Origin of the sequence: Paraburkholderia sp. J69-1 (genome assembly GCF_905220255.1) — a bacterium.
Lineage (GTDB): Bacteria > Pseudomonadota > Gammaproteobacteria > Burkholderiales > Burkholderiaceae > Paraburkholderia.
Genome location: NZ_CAJMZG010000007.1, coordinates 357,554 through 376,721, shown reverse-complemented (window position 1 = coordinate 376,721; position 19,168 = coordinate 357,554). Strand labels below are relative to the sequence as shown.

Genomic DNA, 19,168 nt, shown 5'->3' with positions numbered 1-19,168 from the left:
CGAAGAGTTCCGGCGCGCGTTCCCCGAGTATCAGCGGCGTCGGCGAAATTATCGGGGAAATTGAGCGAAGTTCGGTTAAAAATCGCGTGCAATGCGCGATTAAGCCGCTGGGCAAATCCTCCGAAGGCGGCGCGAATCCACCGCGCCCCGATTCCCTTTGCTTGCCCCAACCGCCCCCTGACTGCGGCAGCAGGCAAAGGTTGATATACTTTTGGCCGTTTCCGGCCTCGCACCCTGAACGGTGTTCCGACAAGGCCGGTGCCTCGCGCGTGTCCGCGCGCGCGGGCGACCCGCGACTCGCGGGCCCGAATATCTGAAACGCCCCGTCGAGGGCGCCCCCCAGCGGAGTTCGTCTTGGCCGTTTCCAACCTCGTCGTGGACGATACACAGCAGACCGATGCTGCCGCCGCTTCGTCGGGCAGTTCGTTTTATCTCGCGATGCGCATTTTGCCGCCGGCGCAGCGCGACGCCATGTATCAGGTCTACGCTTTTTGCCGCGCTGTCGACGACATCGCGGATAGCGACCTGCCGCGCGCCGAGCGTGCGGCGGGGCTCGACCAATGGCGCGCCGATATCGACGCGTGCTATGCCGGCACGCCGCGCGCGTCGCTGGCGGCGCTCACGCGCCACATCCATACCTTCGGTCTGCAGCGCGAGGATTTCCACGCGATGATCGACGGCATGGCCATGGACGCCGCCGAAGACATCTGCGCACCCGATGAAGACACGCTCGACCTCTACTGCGACCGCGTCGCGAGTGCGGCGGGCCGTTTGTCGGTGAGAATTTTCGGGATGGCAGACGAACCTGGCCGCCTGCTCTCGCATCACCTCGGGCGCGCGCTGCAGCTCACCAACATCCTGCGCGATATCGACGAAGACGCCGATATCCGCCGCTGCTATCTGCCGCGCGAACTGCTCGCGCGCGAAGGCATCGCGGCCACGAGCCCGCACCAGATTGCCGCCGATCCGTCGCTGCCGCGCGTGTGCGCGACGCTGGTGGAGCGCGCGCTCAAGCATTTCGCCGAAGCCGACGCGATCATGGACCGCACGCCGCGCGTGCAGGTCAAGGCGCCGCGCATCATGTCGGGCGTCTATCGCGTGTTGCTCGAACGCACCGTCGATCGCGGCTTCGACCTGCCGCGTCCGAAGCTCGCCAAGCCGCGCGCACGGCTGATGTGGATCGTGGCGCGCTACGCGCTCTTCTGATGCCCCGGCTCGTCCACGTGATCGGCGCGGGGCTGGCAGGCCTCGCGGCGGCGGTCCGGTTGCAGCGGCGTGGTGTGCAGATCGCGCTGCACGAAGCGGCGGGCCAGGCAGGTGGACGATGCCGTTCGTACTATGACCGCGCGCTCGCGGCCACGCTCGACAGCGGCAATCACGTGGTGCTGGCGGGTCACGCCGAAACGCTCGACTACGTGCGCGAAATCGGCGCAGTCGATGCGCTGGCGGGCCCGGACGAACCCGGTTTCGCCTTCATGGATCTGGCGGCGCGCTCGCGCTGGAACGTGCGTTTCTCGCGTTCGCGCCTGCCGCTGTGGATCGCCGACGCCAACGCGCGCGTGCCCGACACGCGCACAATCGATTACCTCGCGGTGCTGCCGCTGCTGTTCGCCAAACCCGGACGCAGTGTCGCGCAGACCATGCAGTGCGCCGGACCGTTGTGGGAGCGGCTGCTGCGCCCGCTCTATCTCGCCGTGCTCAATATCGAGCCGCGCGAAGCCAGCGCGGAACTGGCGGGCGCGATGCTGAGCGAGGCGCTGTCGATCGGCGGCGAGGCGTTCCGGCCGCTGACCGCGCGCCACGGCCTGTCGAGCGCTTTCATCGATCCGGCGTTGCGCATGTTGCAGCACGGCGGCGCGGCCATCCGGCTCGATTCGCCGCTTCAGGAGATCGTGTACGACGACGCGTCGCAGCGCGTCGCCGCACTCGATTTCGACAGTGGCCGCGTGCTGCTGGGCGCCGATGAAGCCGTGCTGCTGGCGGTGCCGTCCGCCGCGGCCGCCGCGCTCGTGCCGGGCTTGCCGACGCCGCAACGCCATACCGCCATCGTCACGCTGCATTTCGCGATCGAGCCGCCAACTGGCCTTGCCACGCCGATGGTGCTGGTCAACGGCACGGCGGGCTGGCTCAACGCCTCGACGGGGCGCCTTGCCGCCACGATCCACGACGCGGGCGAACTGCTGCTGCTCGCGCCCGAAGAACTCGCGCGGCGCGTCTGGACCGACGTGGCGGCTGCCGCCTCGCTGCCTGCCGATCCCGTGCCCGCGTGGCAGATCGCCAGCGATGCCCAGGCCGTGTTCGCCGCCACGCCGCAGGAAGAATTGCGCCGCCCGTCGGCGCGCACCCGCTGGAACAATTTGACGCTCGCAGGCGACTGGACCGCAACCGGTCTGCCCGCGACGATCGAAGGCGCAATCCGCTCGGGCCGCAAGGCTGCGGATCTGCTCCTGTCTTGACACCAGGATGTACCGATGAACGATCTCTCCCAGGCCCCGGCCGACGACTTCGCACCCGCGCCCGACGCCACCGGCGCCCCGATTGGCGCCAGTGCTGGCGCCGGTGTTGGCACCACCGCCGGCTCGCCCGTGCCCGCCGCCGTGCTGGCTCACGACGAAGGCCTCGCGGCCGGCCTCGACGCCGCCGTGGCGCGCGCGACCGACGCGATCCTCGCCGACCAGCGCGCCGACGGCCACTGGGTCTACGAACTCGAAGCCGACGCCACGATTCCCGCCGAATACGTGCTGCTGGTCCACTACCTCGGCGAAGAAGCGAACCTCGAGCTCGAAGGCAAGATCGCGCGCTACCTGCGCCGCATCCAGCTGCCGGGCGGCGGCTGGCCGCTCTTCACCGACGGCGACATGGACGTGAGCGCCAGCATCAAGGCGTACTTCGCGCTGAAGATGATCGGCGACGCCGAAGACGCGGAGCACATGGTGCGCGCGCGCGAAGCGATCCTGGCGGCGGGCGGCGCGGAGAAGGCCAACGTCTTCACGCGCATCCTGCTGGCGCTGTTCGGCGTGGTTACCTGGTACGCAGTGCCGATGATGCCGGTCGAGATCATGCTGCTGCCGAAGTGGTTCCCGTTCCATCTGTCGAAGGTCTCGTACTGGGCGCGCACGGTGATCGTGCCGCTGCTGGTGCTGGGCGCGAAGCGTCCGGTCGCGAAGAACCCGCGCGGCGTGCGGATCGACGAACTGTTCCACAGCGCGCCTGTCAGCACCGGTCTGAACGAGCGCGCGCCGCATCAAAGCCCGGGCTGGTTCGGCTTTTTCCGCGCCGTGGACGGCGTGCTGCGCGTGACCGATCCGCTGTTCCCCAACTACCTGCGCCAGCGCGCCATCGACGCCGCCGTGTCCTTCGTCGACGAACGCCTGAACGGCGAAGACGGCCTGGGCGCGATTTTCCCGGCCATGGCGAACGCCGTGATGATGTACGACGTGCTTGGCTATCCGGCCGATCATCCGCATCGCGCGATCGCGCGCCAGTCGGTCGAAAAGCTCGTCACGATTCACGCCGACGAAGCCTACGTGCAACCGTGTCTCTCGCCGATCTGGGACACCTCGCTGGCCGCCCATGCGCTGATCGAAACCGGCGACGCGCGTGCGCACGAAGCCGCGCGGCGCGGCCTCGAATGGCTGCTGCCGCTGCAGATTCTCGACGTGCGCGGCGACTGGATCTCGCGCCGCCCGGATGTGCGTCCCGGCGGCTGGGCGTTCCAGTACGCCAACCCACACTACCCCGACGTCGACGATACGGCCGTGGTGGTGGCCGCGATGGAGCGCGTCGACAAACTCGACAAGACCCGCAATTTCGACGAACCGATCGCGCGGGCGCGCGAATGGGTGGTCGGCATGCAGAGCAGCAACGGCGGCTGGGGCGCGTTCGAGCCGGAAAACACCCACGAATACCTGAACAACATCCCGTTCTCGGATCACGGCGCCCTGCTCGATCCGCCGACCGCCGATGTCTCGGGCCGTTGCTTGTCGATGCTCGCGCAGCTCGGCGAAACGCTGACCACCAGTGATCCAGCGCGGCGCGCGTTCAACTACATCCTCGCCGAGCAGGAGTCCGACGGCAGCTGGTACGGCCGCTGGGGCATGAACTACATCTACGGCACGTGGACGGCGCTGTGCGCGCTGAACGCGGCGGGCCTCGAGCATCACGACGCGCGCATGAAACGCGCGGCGCAGTGGCTGATCGCGATCCAGAACGACGACGGCGGCTGGGGCGAAGACGGCACCAGCTACAAGCTCGAATATCGCGGCTACGAGCGCGCGGACAGCACGGCGTCGCAGACGGCGTGGGCGCTGCTCGGCCTGATGGCGGCGGGCGAAGTGAATCACCCGGCGGTGGCGCGCGGCATCGAATGGCTGCAGGCGACGCAGCGCGAGCACGGCCTGTGGGACGAAACGCGCTTCACGGCGACGGGCTTCCCGCGCGTGTTCTATCTGCGTTATCACGGTTATCGCAAATTCTTCCCGCTGTGGGCGCTCGCGCGATATCGCAACCTCAAGCGCGAAGGCGCGACGCTCGTGAAGGTCGGTCTGTGATGGCGGCGGTGGCAAGTTTGAAGACGGGCGGCGCGCTGCCCGTGATCGCCGTGACTGGCATGGCTTTCGAAGCGGGTATCGCGGCGGGCAAAGGCCAGGACGGCATCGAGGCGGTCTATGCCGCGCGCGCCGATCTGCTCGAACGCGCGCTGACGGCGGCGCTCGATCGCGGCGCGGCGGGCGTGATCAGCTTCGGCACGGCGGGCGGCCTCGGGCCGGATCTGGAGCCGGGCACGCTGGTGATCGCGGATGCGATCGAAGGCCCGTTTGGCCGCGTCGATTGCGACAAGGCGTGGAGCGAGCGCATGGCGGCGGCCTTGCTGGCCTCGCCGCTGGCGGCGCAGACGCGTCGCGGCGTGGAAGCGTCCGTGGCCGCCGCGCTTACGGGCGCGGCCGACAAGGCTGCGCTGCATCAGGCGAACGGCGCGCTGGCCGTCGATATGGAATCGCATCTGGCGGCGGCTGCGGCGGCCGCTCGCGGTCTGCCGTTCGTGGTGTGCCGTGCCGTGGTGGACCCGGCCTGGCGCAGCCTGCCGAAGGCCGCGATGGCGGGCCTGCGCGACGACGGCACGACCGCCGTGCTGCCGGTTCTGCGCGAACTGGCGCGTGATCCGCTGCAATTGGGCGGCTTGCTGCGCATTGCCGCCGATGCCGGCGCGGCGCGCAAGGCGCTGACGGCTGCCCGGCGTGTGTTGATTGAATCTGGCGCGTTTTTTCCGCGCTGATCGGCGAAACCATGCAGCGGGAATATTGAAATCCTAGGGAAAACCCCTATCTCTGGTAATATCTTAGTGTTAACCCTAGGTCCGAACCTTCGAGGTCTGGGGACGGATCAAGCATGGGAGTACCAGAGAATGAATTTTCATACCCGCAAGTGGGTCAAGCCTGAAGACCTGAATCCTAACGGCACCTTGTTCGGCGGCAGCCTGCTGCGCTGGATCGACGAAGAAGCGGCCATTTACGCGATCTGCCAGCTGGACAACCAGCGCGTGGTGACCAAGCTCATCTCCGAAGTCAATTTCGTGAGTTCGGCGCGTCAGGGCGACATCATCGAACTGGGCATCACTGCGACCGACTTTGGCCGCACCTCGATCACGATGCGTTGCGAAGTGCGCAACAAGGTCACGCGCAAGAGCATTCTGACGATCGAAAAGATGGTGTTCGTGAACATGGGCGCTGACGGCAAGCCCGCGCCGCACGGCCGCGATCGCATTCGTTACGCCGAAGAGGCGTACGAGCGTTATCGCCAGACCGTGCATACGTCGGCGGACGCCACGATGCTGGCAGCAGCTAAAGAGGCTGAGAGCATGGAGCAGCACGAAGACGAAGCGGTGCATTGAGCGGCTTCGTTTTACTGGCTTCGCGTTGAATAAAAAAACCCGGCAAGGTCGATGACCTTGCCGGGTTTTTCACATCTGCACGACCCGCCATTCAGGCGGGCCGCATCACATCAAATTCAAGGCGCCGATGCCGGTTGCGCGGGCGTTGCCGCGGCAGGCGCCGAAGCCGCCTTGGCCGGCACTGCGCCGGACGCCGCCTTGGGCGCGGAAGCCGCAAGCGGAGCCGACGCGGCAGCATTCGCACCCGCAGCCGGTGCAGCCGCACTGCCCTCGCCCGGATCATCGTAGTTCGGCAGGCCGTTCTTGTTCGACGCTCCCGAGCCTGCAGCATCGCCCTTCGATTCGCCCGGATCGTCGTAATTCGGCAGACCGTTATTCGACTTGCCCGCGCCGCCGCCGTTATCGTCGGTGGCGCCCGGATCGCCGTAATCCGGCAACGGCGCGTTGGCGCTTTGCGAACCGTTGATCATCGACTGGCGTTGCTGGCGGTACGCGTCGCGCACGAACGAATACTTGTCGAGCGCCGCCTGCTGCAGCAGGTCGGTTGCGCCCAGCAGGTCCGCGCGCGTGCTGACGAATTGCGCGATATACATCGGGTTGCGCACGGCAGGCTCGATGTAGTTGAGCAGGTTGAACTTCACGTCCACACCCATGCCGATGCCGTCGCGAATCGAGCTCGGCCCGAACACCGGCAGCACCAGATACGGACCGGCCGGCACGCCGTAGTGGCCCATCGTCAGACCGAAGTCCTGATGGTGCTTCGGCAGGCCCGCAGGCGTGGCGAAGTCGATCAGGCCGCCCAGACCGAAGGTCGAGTTCATCGCGAGACGCATGAGGTCTTCGGTGGCGTCGGTGATCTTCAGTTGCAGCAGGTCGTTGGCGAAGTTGCTGATATCCCCGAGATTCGAGAAGAAGTTCGAGATCGCCTGGCGCATCGGTTGCGGCGTGACTTTCTGGTAACCCTTCGCGATCGGCTGCGCGATATGGGTGTCGAGCGCGTCGTTAAACGTAAAGATCGCCCGGTTCGCGGGTTCGAACGGGTCACCCGGCTTGCGCTCAGGACCGGTTGCGCAGCCCGACGTCACGAGGAGCGTCAGGCTCGCTGCCGCCATGGTGAGCGCGGCTTTTTTCTTCATCATTGATCGATCCCCTGCATTTGCGATCGTGCGCGCTTGACGCGCGGCTTGCCCATCAGCACCGGTTGGAACACCACGGCGCCGATCAGCGTACATAACAAGGACAGCGCGAGCAGTTTGCCCATGCTCGACGTGCCCGGATGGTGCGAAAGCCACAGGCTGCCGAACGCCGTGGCCGTGGTTGCGGCCGAGAACAGCACCGCATGTGTGAGGCTCGAGTGCAGGAGGCCGGTTTGCCCCGCGCGCCATGCCATCACGAAATAGATTTTGAACGCGACGCCGACACCCAGCATCAGGGGAAGCGCGATGATGTTGGCGAAATTGAGTTGGATACCGAACACAACGCACAACTCGAGTGTCACCAGCGCCGATACCAGCAGAGGAATCAGCGTGCGCAGCACGTCGCCGAAATGGCGCAGCGTGATCCACAGCAGCGCCGTGATCAGCAGTACCGACCAGCCGGCCGCCTGCAGGAACGCAAGAATGATGACGTTGGCCGAATGCAGGATCGAGATCGGCCCGCCGATGGCGTTCGGCTCGGCGGCCTTCACGGCGTGCGAGAAGCGCGCGAGCATGACGTCGTCGTTCGGATCGACGCCTGCGGGCACGCGCGGCGCGACATCGACGATCGCCTGGCCCGTCACCGACGATACCCAGTCGTGAACCATCTCGGGCGGCAGGTTTTCGCGCGTGATTTCGGACGGCTGCAGCAGGCGTTCGAGCTGCGCGAAGGCGAGCTTGAGCGGCTGGCTGAAGGCGGTTTCGGCCTTGTCGCGCACGGCGGGGCTGGCGGCCGCGAGTTTCATCAGACCATCCGACAGATGTTGGGCTTGCGCCGCGCCCGGACCCGGATGATCGCCGGCCGCAAGCGCAAGCTGATTCGCCGCGCGCTTGAGCGTATCGACGCGCACGGCGTCGGTCACCGGCGACGACGGCTGCTGCGTGAGCGCCGGCATCAGCTGCTGCGAGGCGCTGGCGATCAGCATGAGCTTTTGCTGCTGATCGGCGGGGATCAGCGAGCTGAGCGTGGTCGCGCGGCCGACTTCCGGCAGCTTGCCGAGCTTCGCGGCGATCTTGTCGGCATCGGCCAGCGTAGGCGCGAGCACGCTGACATCGTTGATCGAAATCACCGGCGAATTCTTCAGTGCGATGAGCGTCGCCATCGACTCCGTGTGCGGGTCCTTCAGATGCAGCGGATTGAAGTCGAAGCGCAGGAAATACAGCAGCGGCGACGCGCCCAGCACGACGATCAGCGTGCCGATCAGCACCGGCTTGCGATGCTCGGCGAGCCATTTATCCACGGGCGCGAGAAACGCGAAGCCCGGCGAAGCCCGCTCGCCCTTCGGCTTGAACACGCTGATGAGCGCAGGCAGCAGCGTCATGTTGGCGATATACGCGACGAACATGCCCACACCGGCGATCTGGCCGAGTTCCGACAGACCCTTGTACGCGGTCGGCAGGAACGAAAAGAAACTTTCCGCCACGGCGATCGCCGCGAGCGTGAGCGGCACGCCGATCAGGCGCGCGGTCTTGAGCAGCGCAACATCGAGGCGATCGTCCTGATAACGCTCCTCGCGATACTTCACGCCGAACTGCACGCCGAAGTCCACGCCCAGCCCCACGAACAGCACCATGAAGGCGACCGACAGCATGTTGAGCGAGCCGATCATCAGCAGACCCAGCGCCGCCGTGACGGCGAGGCCCACGACCAGCGTGATCAGCACCGCGCCGATCAGACGGCCCGAGCGCAGCGCGAGCCAAAGAATCAGCAGCACGACGATGGCGGTGATTGCGCCGTTGAGCGCGGCGCCGTCCTGCACCGAGGCGAATTCGTCGTCGGCGAGCGGCTGTTCGCCGGTCAGGCGCACGCGTGCGCCGTATTCGGTGTCCAGATGCAGCGAGGCGGCAGTGTCGCGAATCGCCTGCGTTGCGTTCGCGCCCGCCTTGAGCGCGCCGAAGTTCAGCACTGGCTGCACGGTGACGAAGGAGAACGCGGGCTTCGTCGCCGCGTCCTTGTCCACCAGCGCGCGCCACGAGAACGCGGCGGGTTTGCCCGCGAGCACCTGATCGACGGTATCGGCGGCGCTGCCGAGCAAGGCGGCCATCTGCGGCAGCTTCACCTGGCCGATGGTCAGCGGCAGTTGCAGCGTGGTCGTGAGCGTGCCGGCGAGGCCTGCGAGACTCGGGTCTTTCGCCAGTTGATTGATCAGCGGGCGCGCCTGCACGAGCTGACCCGTGGTGGACAGCACGGTGGGCGTCGACGGGAACAGCAGGCCGTTGTGTTCGAAGAACGGGCCGCCCGCAGGCTGCGAAACGGCGCTGAATTCGCGCGTGTCCTGTCCCAGGGCGCCGGCGAGCTTGTCGGCGGCGGCATCCGCGAGTTCGGGCGCCTGCGCCTCGACCACCACGAGCAGCGAGCCGCTGCGCTGCGGGAACGCGCGATCCTTGGCGTCGCCGAGCGCGGCCCATTCGGCGTTGTTTTCGACGAGGCCGCTGATGTCCGTGTTGATCTTGAAATGCTTCGCGACGTACGCGCCGCTGAGCACGGCAAGTACGAGCGCGAGTGTGATGACCCACGCCGCGCGGCGCACAGACCAGGCGACGAGGTGGATGATGAATGGCTTCAGCATAAAGGCGAGGGGGCCTTGTCGTTTAACTGTTCTTGAATGAAGCGCTCAAGTATACCGGCCCCGCCCAGTGAGGCGCGCCTCGCGCACACGAGCGCAACCGGCAAAGCCGTTATACTGGTTCGGCCGGGGCGGGATCGTCTCGCTCGTTGCGCCGCAACCTGCCCTTCCCGCCGGCACCCGATATTCACTGTTCCAAAAACGCGTATGAAACGTTATCTGACCGCATTTCTCGCCGCCGCCTTCCTGTCGGGCGTTTCGGGCGCCGCCTTCGCCCAGTCGTCGCCGGACGCTGTCGTGAAGGCCGCCGTCGAAGGCACCGTCAAGGCGATGCAGGCCGACCCGCAAGCCCGCGGCGGCGACATGGCCCAGATCACGAAAGTGGTCGAGACCCATTTCGTGCCCGCCACCGATTTCCAGCGCACCACGCGTATCGCGATCGGCAAGGCCTGGACCACGGCTACGCCCGAGCAACAGCAAAAGTTGTATGAGCAATTTCAACTCCTGCTTGTGAAGACCTACGCATCGTCGCTCGCGCAACTGCGTGACACCCAGGTCAACTTCAAGTTCGCACCGTCGAACACGGGGGCTGCCGCGAAGGACACCGTCGTGCAGTCGCACGTGCTCAGCAACGGCGGCGACGACGCAATCGACTACCGTCTCGAGCGTTCGGGCAACGGCTGGAAGATCTATGACATCAACATGATGGGCGCGTGGCTGATCCAGGTGTATCAGACCCAGTTCGCCGACCAGATCGCCAAGGGCGGCATCGACGGTCTCATCAAGTTCCTCGTCGATCACAACGCGCGCAGTTAATTCAGCGTAGCTAAACCAGCTTAGACGTTCAGGAAGTTTTCGCACGGCGCGTGCTCGAAAGAGACGCGCCGTGTGTGTTTTGGCGCGCGTTACTGCGCCTCCTGTTGTTTCGTTTTCTCGTTGCCTTTGCCGTTGCTCCAGCAACTTTTTTTGAGGCGCTTACTTCCTGCGATTCTCCACCGCGAACTTGATCAGTTCCGCCTGCCCGTCGATATCGAGTTTGCGCTTGAGATTGAGCCGGTGCGTTTCCACCGTGCGCACCGAGAGCCCCGCGCGCTGCGCAATCTGCTTGCTCGACAGCCCTTCGGCGAGCGCATCGAGAATGTCGCGCTCGCGCGGCGTGAGGCGCTCGATGGGCGTTTCCTTGAGCGACGCCTGAATCATGCGCGCGCCCAGTCCCGCGCTGAAAAACGTCTGCCCCGCCAGCACGGCCCCGATCGCGCGCACGATCTCCGCGCCCGGCGAATCCTTCAGCACATAGCCGCTCGCGCCCGCGCGCAGCGCCTGCGTCACGTACTCGACGTTATCGTGCATCGACAACATCAGCACGCGGATCGCCGGAAAGCGTTCGTGAAAAATGCCGGCGAGCGCGATGCCGTTCATGCCGGCCATGCCCACGTCCATCAGCGCGAGATCGGGCTCGAGCGCGGCGGCGAGTGTGATGGCTTCGTCGGCGTTACCGGCTTCGCCCGCGACTTCGAGGCCCGGCACGGCTTCGAGCCGCGCGCGCAGACCGTCGCGCACGAGCGGGTGATCGTCGACGAGAATAAGGCGCGCGGCCTTCGCTGCTTCGTTCATGGTGTCTCTGTGTGTTTCGGTGCTGCGCTGATGTGTTTCGCCGGAATCGGCACCCACGCGGTCAGGATCGTGTGTCCCGGTTTCGAGCTGATGTCGAGTTCGCCGCCCAGCGGTTCCAGCCGTTCGCGCATGTTACGCAATCCCATGCCGGCGCGCGGGTCGGCTTGCGCGAGCGCTACGTCGAACCCGCGGCCGTTATCGGCGATGGCGAGCGTGACGCCGTCCTGCGCGATATCGAGCGTGAGCATCGCGCGGCGCGCGTGAGCGTGTTTGACGATGTTGGTGAGCGCTTCCTGGGCGATGCGGAACAGCGCGGTGTTGACGGCATCGGGCAACGGCGCGCTGCGCGGGTTGCCGTACGCGCCGCCCTCGCCCGTCTGCGTAAAGCCGATTTCGATGCTGGCTTCGCTGGTTGGATCGGCTTCGTCGGCTTCGTGCGCTTCATCGGCCAGTTCGCGCGTCAGTTGTTCGAGCGCGGCGGCCAGGCCCAGATCGTCGAGCATTGCCGGGCGCAGCGCGTGCGAAATGCGGCGCACTTCGCGCAGCGTGTCGGACAGCCGCGTGAGTCCGGTCGAAAGCGAGGTTTCCGCGGCGACCACCCGCGTTTCGCCGCGCTCGAAACGCGCGAGCGCCGATTCGAGCAGCAGTTTCGCCGATACGAGCATCTGGCTGATGCCGTCGTGCAATTCCCGCGAGAGCCGCGCGCGTTCCTGTTCCTGCGATTCCACGACCTGCTGCGCGAGCCGCTTGAGCTTGGCGTCGGTGCTGCGATATTCGCTCACGTTGAGCACCAGCGCGCCGAGCGCGAACACGCCCACGCCCGCGAGCGCAATCACGCCGAGCCATTGCAGCGTGCGTTCGATATTGGCCGATGCCCGTTCGTCGATATGCGCGAGCGCGGTATCGACATCGTCGAGATAAATGCCGGTGCCGACCATCCAGCCCCAGCGCGGCAACGCGACCACATAGCCGAGCTTGGGCGCGAGCTTGCCCGTCGACGGCCGATGCCACATGTAGCGCACGTAACCGCCGCCGTGCTGCGCTGCGGCCACGAGTTGCTGGATCGTCAGCGAGCCTTGCGGATCGCGCAGATTCCACAGATCCTGGCCGACCAGTCCCGGCTCGCGCGGATGCATCAGCGAGCGGCCGTGCATGTCGTAGACGAAGAAGTAGCCGTCGGGGCCGAAGTCCATCTTTTGCAGCACGGCGAGCGCGGCGCGCTGGCGCGCGGTATCGTCGGCGGGTGTGGCGGTATTGGCCGCGCTGGCGTCGGGCGCGTAGAGCGGCTCGATCGCACTGGTGGCGAGCTCGACGTAATGACGCAGCTCGATTTCCTTGCTCGACAGATACGCGGCCTGCATGGTGGCGTGTTGCGTGCGCGCAAGCGACGTCGCCTGCTGCCTCACGCCGATGCCGATGCTGGCGATCGCCGCGAGAAACGGCACGACTGCGAGCAGGAAGATCTTGGTCTTCAGGCGGTCGTTGAAGAAAAATGGGGCGGGCATGGCGGCGTTCGGGAGCAGAGTGTGCAAGCATACCCGGGCGCGCGTTCGCGGGTTGGCGAATGCCGCGCGCGCCGCACGATGATTGCGCGCGCAACTTTTTTCTTTCGAGAGCCGATCCGATGATTCAAGCGATGACTGTGCGCGCGTTGGCGGTCATATCGACTGCGCTGTTGCTTGGCGCGTGCGCTGGCGGACCGGCATCGCCTGGCACGGTGCAGATGGTGCAGATGGCGCAGAACGTGCCGCTCGTCATCGCGCATCGCGGCGGCACGGCCGACGCGCCCGAGAACACGCTCGCGGCGATCCGCACGGCGCTCGCCAATCACGCCGACGCGATCTGGCTCACGGTGCAACTGAGCCGCGACGGCGTGCCGGTGCTCTATCGCCCCGCCGATCTCGCCGCGCTCACCGACGCGCGCGGCCCTATCGCTTCGAAAACGGCAGCAGAACTCGCGAAGGTCAACGCGGGCTGGCAGTTCAAGGCGCAGGATGCCTGGCCTTATCGGCGATCGCCTGTCGGCATTCCTACGCTGGCGCAGGCGCTGTCCGTCATTCCCGTCGATACCCTCGTCGTTCTCGACATGAAAGCGCTGCCCGCTGCGCCGCAGGCCGCCGCCGTGGCGCAGGTCCTGGACGACGCCGATGCGTGGCATCGCGTGCTGCTCTATTCCACCGAAGCCGCGTATCAGCAGGCCTTTGCGGCGTGGCCGCGCGCACGCGTATTCGAATCGCGCGATGCCACGCGCGGGCGTCTGGCGACGGTTGCGCTTGCACATGCGTGTGAAGCGCCGCCTGCCGCCGGCGCGTGGACGGCATTCGAATGGCGTCGCAAGGTCGATCTGACGGAGCGCTTCACGCTCGGCGAAGCGCATTCGACGGTCAACGACGCGCAATTGTGGACGCGGCAAGCGGTGCAATGTTTTCGAACGCAGCCGCGCGTGCATATCGTTGCGATTGCCGTGAACAGTGCGGCGGACTACAAGGCGGCCGCCTGTGCAGGCGTGGATGCCGTGCTGGCGGATTCTCCACGGGAGATGACCGCGGTGCGCGACGCCTTGAAGAAGGGCTATCGCTGCCCGTGATCCGCTGACACCCTACGTGATACTACGTAGCAACCTTACGTAGTTGTCCGGTTGTGGGCCGCGCATTGAAAGCGAATACTAGGCGCCCATAGCGTGCGCCACGGTGCGCCACGCTCCATGCGTTCTTTGTCTAGTATGAAGAACGCGTGCAAAAGACCACCCATCAGACTAAAAACATAAAACAGGAGACGTCATGAGTCGGACATCCAGTTTTGTCGTCTGGACGCTTGTCGCGCTGCTTGGCGCGTTCGCGTTCGGCACCATCGCGCTCGCGCACGGCGAACGCATTTCCGCACTGTGGATCGTGATTTGCGCGGTCTGCGTTTATCTCATCGCTTACCGCTTCTACTCGCGCTTCATTGCGTCGACGGTGCTGCAACTCGACGGTCTGCGCATGACGCCGGCCGTGCGTCACAACGACGGGCTCGACTACGTGCCCACCAACAAGTACGTGCTGTTCGGCCATCACTTCGCGGCGATTGCGGGCGCGGGTCCGCTGGTCGGCCCGGTGCTGGCCGCGCAGATGGGCTATATGCCCGGCATGCTGTGGATTCTCGCGGGCGTGGTGTTCGCGGGCGCGGTGCAGGACTTCGTGGTTCTGTTCCTCTCCACGCGTCGTGACGGCCGCTCGCTGGGCGACCTCGTGAAGATGGAACTCGGGCCGATCCCGGGCGTGATCGCCCTGTTCGGCACCTTCCTCATCATGATCATCATTCTCGCGGTGCTCGCGCTGATCGTGGTGAAGGCGCTGACGAACTCGCCGTGGGGCACGTTCACCGTGGCCGCGACGATTCCTATCGCGATCTTCATGGGCCTTTACGTGCGCTACATCCGCCCGGGCAAGATCGGCGAGATTTCGATCATCGGCTTCATCCTGCTGATGGCGTCGATTGCGTTCGGCCAGCACGTGCACGATTCGCCCACGCTCGCCGCCTGGTTCACGTTCACGGGCACGCAGCTCACGTGGATTCTGATCGGCTATGGCTTCGTGGCATCGGTGCTGCCGGTGTGGCTGCTGCTCGCGCCGCGCGATTACCTCTCGACCTTCCTGAAGATCGGCACGATTCTCGCGCTCGCGATCGGCATTCTGATCGTCGCGCCGGAACTGAAAATGCCCGCGTTTACGAAATTCATCGACGGCACCGGTCCGGTGTGGTCGGGCAACCTGTTCCCGTTCCTCTTCATCACGATCGCGTGCGGTTCGGTGTCGGGCTTCCACGCGCTGATCTCGTCGGGTACGACGCCCAAGCTGCTCGATAACGAAACCAACGCGCGCTTCATCGGTTACGGCGCGATGCTGATGGAATCGTTCGTGGCGATCATGGCGCTGGTGGCCGCATCGGTGATCGAGCCGGGCGTGTACTTCGCGATGAATGCGCCGCTCGCGGTGCTCGGCACCTCGCCGGATGCGGTCGCGCAGACCGTTGGCCATTGGGGCTTCGTGCTCACGCCGGACATGCTCACGCAAACCGCGCATGCCGTGGGCGAAACCACCATCGTCGCGCGCGCTGGCGGCGCACCGACGCTCGCCGTGGGCATGGCGCAGATCCTGCATCAGGTAATCGGCGGCGAAGCGATGATGGCCTTCTGGTATCACTTCGCGATCCTGTTCGAAGCGCTGTTCATCCTGACGGCTGTGGATGCGGGCACGCGTGCTGGCCGCTTCATGCTGCAAGACCTGCTCGGCACCTTCCACCCGGCGCTCAAGCGCACGGAATCGCTGCCGGCGAACCTGATCGCCACGGCGCTGTGCGTGGCCGCTTGGGGCTACTTCCTGTATCAGGGCGTGGTCGATCCGCTCGGCGGCATCAACACGCTTTGGCCGCTGTTCGGCATCTCGAACCAGATGCTCGCCGGTATCGCGCTGATGCTCGCCACCGTCGTGCTCTTCAAGATGAAGCGCGAGAAGTTCGCCTGGGTTACGGCGCTGCCGACGCTCTGGCTGCTGATCTGCACGCTCACGGCTGGCCTGCAGAAGATCTTCGATAGCAACCCGAAGGTGAGCTTCGTGGCGCACGCGCAGAAGCTGTCGGCGGCGCTCGATGCGGGCAAGATTCTCGCGCCGGCGAAGTCGGCCGAGCAGATGCAGCGCATGATCTTCAACGACTACGTGGATGCGGCGCTCTCGGGCCTGTTCATCTTCGTGGTGGTGAGCATCGTGGTGTACGGCCTGATCGCGATTGCGCGCGCGCGTCGCGTGGATCGTCCGACCGTGCAGGAAACGCCGTACGAAGCGCTGCCTGCGGGCGCGACGGTTGCGGCACGCCACGGCGCGCATTGAACGCACGCTTTAACGGAGCGCACCATGTTCTCGGAACTACGCGACAACGTGCAGACGGCCGGGCGCTATCTCGGCCAGGCCATGCGGCTGATGGTTGGTCTGCCCGACTATGACGGCTACGTTGCGCACATGCGCGCGACGCACCCGGATCGTCCGGTGATGACTTACGAAGAGTTCTTCCGCGAGCGGCAGAACGCGCGGTATGGATCGGGCGCGGGGAAGTGTTGCTGAGTCCGAACTAATTTCGGCGCGTGTTTCTGGCGCTCCAAAACAAAAAAGCGCGATGGCGAAAGCCCTCGCGCTTTTTTTCGATGTGCGGATGAGCGGATGAGCGCGAGCGGAGAAAAGCTCCCGCAAACCCTCACCTTCGGCATCGACGGATATCGCCTTGATACAAACAAAAAGGGCGCAACGGCTCACACCGTTGCGCCCTTTTCCGTTCCTCGCGCTACCTGAGCGCGAAAAACCTTAGCTTGCTGCGACCGTCACCGGCTTCTTCGTCTTGGCCGAGTTCTTGATCTCGTCGAGCTTGATCTCAACGTGACGCGAGAACACGTATTCAGCCGGACGTTGCGTATCCAGCGGGATGTCCTTGACGAATGCGCCTTCGGTCTTCGGGCCGCTCAACGCAACCTTCAGTGCCTTCAGCGGATGCGCGACCGTGTCCATCACGGCGGTCGCCTCGAAGCCGCAGTGGACCATGCAGTCCGCGCACTTCTCATACTTGCCCGTACCGTACTTGTCCCACTCGGTCGTTTCCATCAGTTCCTTGAAGGTCTTCACATAACCTTCGCCGACCAGATAGCACGGCTTTTGCCAGCCGAACACCGTGCGCGCCGGGTTGCCCCAGGGCGTGCATTCGTAGGTCTGGTTGCCGGCCAGGAAGTCGAGGAACAGGCTCGACTGGCTGAACGACCACTTCTTGCCGTTGTTGCCGCGCTTGAAGATCTCGCGGAACAGGTTCTTGGTCTTGTCGCGGTTCAGGAAGTGCTGCTGGTCCGGAGCGCGTTCATACGCATAGCCCGGCGACACCGTGATGCCGTCCACGCCGATGGCGTGCGCCGTGTCGAAGAACTTCGCCACGCGTTCCGGCTGCGCGTCGTTGAACAGCGTGCAGTTGATGTTCACGCGGAAGCCGCGGCGCTTGGCTTCCTTGATGGCCGAGACGCACTTGTCGTACACGCCTTCCTGCGACACCGAGTGATCGTGCGCTTCGCGGTCGCCGTCCAGGTGGACCGACCAGACGAAGTACGGGCTCGGCTCGTAGTCGTCCATCTTCTTTTCCATGAGCAGCGCGTTCGTGCAGAGATACACGAACTTCTTGCGCGCCATGATGCCCTTGACGATCTGGGGCATTTCCTTGTGCAGCAGCGGCTCGCCACCGGCGATCGAGACGACCGGCGCACCGCATTCGTCCACCGCACCGAGACATTCCTCGAGCGACAGACGCTGGTTCAGGATGGGATCCGGATAGTCGATCTTGCCGCAACCGTTACATGCGAGGTTGCAACGGAACAACGGCTCGAGCATGAGCGCGAGCGGATAACGCTTATTGCCGCTGAAATGCTGGCGGAAGATGTACGTGCCAACGCGGACTTTCTGGAGCAGCGGAATAGACAAGAGGTGTCCTCCTTAAACTTCGCGCGCGACGAGCGGTTGCAACAGCTTCGACGGCAGCTTGAATTCGACTTTTTCTTCACGGCCCGCCATCGTCGACACCTCGACAGGCCCCAACGCGCGCAGCGCGTCGATCACGTTTTCTACCATTTCCTCGGGAGCCGAGGCGCCGGCCGTAATACCGACCGTCTGTGCGCCTGCGAACCACTCGGCCTTGACTTCCGAGCCGTCGGCGACGAGGTAGCTCGGCAGGCCCGATTCGCTGCCGATTTCCCGCAGACGATTCGAGTTCGAGCTATTCGTTGCACCGACCACCAGCAGCACATCCACTTGCGACGACAGATCGCGCACGGCGGCCTGACGGTTTTGCGTGGCGTAGCAGATGTCGCGCGTATCCGGGCCGACGATGTCGGAGAAACGCTTGACGAGCGCGTCGATGATGCCGCGCGTATCGTCGACCGACAACGTGGTCTGCGTCACGTACGCGAGCGGCGCGTCGAGCGGCAGGTCCAGCTTTTGCACATCGGCTTCGCTTTGCACCAGCAGCACGGTGCCGGGAATCTGGCCGATCGTGCCTTCGACTTCGGGGTGACCGGCGTGGCCGATCAGGATCAGCGTACGGCCAGCCGCCACGTATTGACGGCCTTGAACGTGAACCTTGGTGACGAGCGGGCAGGTGGCGTCCAGCACGTCGAGCTCACGCTCTTCGGCTGCGCGCTCGACCGTCTTCGCCACGCCATGCGCGCTGAAAATCGCGACGGCGCCTTCGGGCACTTCGTCGAGCTCTTCAACGAAACGGGCGCCCTTGTTACGCAGGTTCTCGACCACGTGACGGTTGTGGACGATTTCATGGCGCACGTAGACCGGCGCGCCGTGCTTCTGCAATGCGCGATCGACGATTTCGATAGCGCGGACAACCCCCGCACAAAAGCCGCGGGGTTGGGCAAGGATCACTCGCATAGGGTGGCGAACTCCGACTGCCGCGGTTACGAGGAAGCCGTGTCAGACTCGCTCGCCGCGGCGATCATATTAATAAGGTGCTAATAAATGCATGCATCCGCCTGGGGGGGGCGGAAAAACCAGACGCGCATTTTAACCCCATCGCCGCACCTTTGCTGCGTAGCGCGCGAGAAGGTGCGGCGCGCACGCGACGATAATCGGCATCGACGGGATTTTGACCCCGATTTTCACGCGTTCCAGCGGTCATGCCGACGTTGTATCGGCCCCACGCTCAGGCCCGTGTGGCGGGACGGCGGCGTGAAAACCGCGCCATTATGCGTTCTGCATCGAAAGATTGCTGAAAGTAATGGGCGGGCAACATCGGGCAATATTCCGAAACCCTGCCCGGCCATCCGGGACGCAGGGCCTGGCGCGGTGCAACATGACGCGGGAACCCTTAAACTAGCGTCCCCGCTG

The 19,168-nt window shown here is 65.2% G+C and carries 15 protein-coding genes; 9 read left to right on the top strand and 6 right to left on the bottom strand.

The genetic code is table 11. The annotated features are described in order from the left end of the window. Nucleotides 1-354: 354 nt before the first annotated feature. The 5 genes from hpnD to U5A67_RS15685 all read left to right on the top strand — a co-directional run bounded on the left by hpnD (nucleotide 355) and on the right by U5A67_RS15685 (nucleotide 5,890). Nucleotides 355-1,206 carry a presqualene diphosphate synthase HpnD gene (hpnD, locus tag U5A67_RS15705; protein ID WP_205984445.1) on the top strand — a complete coding sequence of 284 codons (852 nt, stop codon included), beginning with the start codon at nucleotides 355-357 and terminating at the stop codon, nucleotides 1,204-1,206. Continuing rightward, nucleotides 1,206-2,456: a hydroxysqualene dehydroxylase HpnE gene (gene hpnE, locus U5A67_RS15700; RefSeq protein ID WP_321814990.1), complete on the top strand. Its 1,251-nt coding sequence runs from the start codon at nucleotides 1,206-1,208 to the stop codon at nucleotides 2,454-2,456. The genes hpnD and hpnE overlap by 1 nt, the downstream gene beginning before the upstream one ends. Before the next feature lie 15 nt (nucleotides 2,457-2,471). Next, nucleotides 2,472-4,550, top strand: a complete 2,079-nt coding sequence (shc, locus tag U5A67_RS15695) for a squalene--hopene cyclase (RefSeq protein ID WP_321814991.1) — start codon at nucleotides 2,472-2,474, stop codon at nucleotides 4,548-4,550. Beyond that, nucleotides 4,550-5,275 (top strand): phosphorylase, encoded by a 726-nt coding sequence (locus U5A67_RS15690; RefSeq protein WP_321814992.1) that lies wholly within the window; start codon nucleotides 4,550-4,552, stop codon nucleotides 5,273-5,275. The genes shc and U5A67_RS15690 overlap by 1 nt, the downstream gene beginning before the upstream one ends. A 129-nt stretch (nucleotides 5,276-5,404) precedes the next feature. After that, the gene (locus U5A67_RS15685; RefSeq protein WP_321814993.1) at nucleotides 5,405-5,890 is read left to right on the top strand and encodes an acyl-CoA thioesterase; all 486 of its coding nucleotides are present in this window, start codon (nucleotides 5,405-5,407) and stop codon (nucleotides 5,888-5,890) included. A gap of 116 nt (nucleotides 5,891-6,006) precedes the next feature. Here the strand turns inward: U5A67_RS15685 and U5A67_RS15680 are convergent, their stop codons facing one another. Both U5A67_RS15680 and U5A67_RS15675 read right to left on the bottom strand, forming a co-directional pair. Next, nucleotides 6,007-7,029, bottom strand: a complete 1,023-nt coding sequence (locus U5A67_RS15680; RefSeq protein WP_321814994.1) for a VacJ family lipoprotein — start codon at nucleotides 7,027-7,029, stop codon at nucleotides 6,007-6,009. Next, a complete protein-coding gene (locus U5A67_RS15675; RefSeq protein WP_205984440.1) occupies nucleotides 7,026-9,656 on the bottom strand; it encodes an MMPL family transporter in 2,631 nt (876 codons plus the stop codon). The genes U5A67_RS15680 and U5A67_RS15675 overlap by 4 nt, the downstream gene beginning before the upstream one ends. 204 nt (nucleotides 9,657-9,860) lie before the next feature. Between U5A67_RS15675 and U5A67_RS15670 the strand changes: the two genes are divergently transcribed. Then, nucleotides 9,861-10,469, top strand: a complete 609-nt coding sequence (locus U5A67_RS15670; protein WP_103707661.1) for a phospholipid-binding protein MlaC — start codon at nucleotides 9,861-9,863, stop codon at nucleotides 10,467-10,469. Between the two features lie 159 nt (nucleotides 10,470-10,628). Here U5A67_RS15670 and U5A67_RS15665 read toward each other — a convergent pair whose 3' ends face one another. Both U5A67_RS15665 and U5A67_RS15660 read right to left on the bottom strand, forming a co-directional pair. After that, entirely contained in the window at nucleotides 10,629-11,267 is a 639-nt protein-coding gene (locus U5A67_RS15665) for a response regulator (protein WP_205984439.1), read from the bottom strand. Continuing rightward, complete coding sequence (locus tag U5A67_RS15660) at nucleotides 11,264-12,772, bottom strand: cache domain-containing protein (protein ID WP_321814995.1); 1,509 nt, start codon at nucleotides 12,770-12,772, stop codon at nucleotides 11,264-11,266. The genes U5A67_RS15665 and U5A67_RS15660 overlap by 4 nt, the downstream gene beginning before the upstream one ends. Before the next feature lie 119 nt (nucleotides 12,773-12,891). Here U5A67_RS15660 and U5A67_RS15655 point away from each other — a divergent pair, with 119 nt between their 5' ends. The 3 genes from U5A67_RS15655 to U5A67_RS15645 all read left to right on the top strand — a co-directional run bounded on the left by U5A67_RS15655 (nucleotide 12,892) and on the right by U5A67_RS15645 (nucleotide 16,366). Next, nucleotides 12,892-13,854: a glycerophosphodiester phosphodiesterase family protein gene (locus U5A67_RS15655; protein ID WP_321814996.1), complete on the top strand. Its 963-nt coding sequence runs from the start codon at nucleotides 12,892-12,894 to the stop codon at nucleotides 13,852-13,854. A gap of 193 nt (nucleotides 13,855-14,047) precedes the next feature. Further along, complete coding sequence (locus tag U5A67_RS15650; RefSeq protein ID WP_205984436.1) at nucleotides 14,048-16,135, top strand: carbon starvation CstA family protein; 2,088 nt, start codon at nucleotides 14,048-14,050, stop codon at nucleotides 16,133-16,135. A gap of 24 nt (nucleotides 16,136-16,159) precedes the next feature. Continuing rightward, a complete protein-coding gene (locus U5A67_RS15645; RefSeq protein ID WP_027820406.1) occupies nucleotides 16,160-16,366 on the top strand; it encodes a YbdD/YjiX family protein in 207 nt (68 codons plus the stop codon). 237 nt (nucleotides 16,367-16,603) lie between these two features. Here U5A67_RS15645 and hpnH read toward each other — a convergent pair whose 3' ends face one another. Further along, nucleotides 16,604-17,755, bottom strand: coding sequence for an adenosyl-hopene transferase HpnH (hpnH, locus tag U5A67_RS15640; protein WP_205984435.1), 1,152 nt, complete (start codon nucleotides 17,753-17,755; stop codon nucleotides 16,604-16,606). Between the two features lie 12 nt (nucleotides 17,756-17,767). Further along, nucleotides 17,768-18,712, bottom strand: coding sequence for a 4-hydroxy-3-methylbut-2-enyl diphosphate reductase (ispH, locus tag U5A67_RS15635; protein WP_027820408.1), 945 nt, complete (start codon nucleotides 18,710-18,712; stop codon nucleotides 17,768-17,770). Between the last annotated feature and the right edge of the window lie 456 nt (nucleotides 18,713-19,168).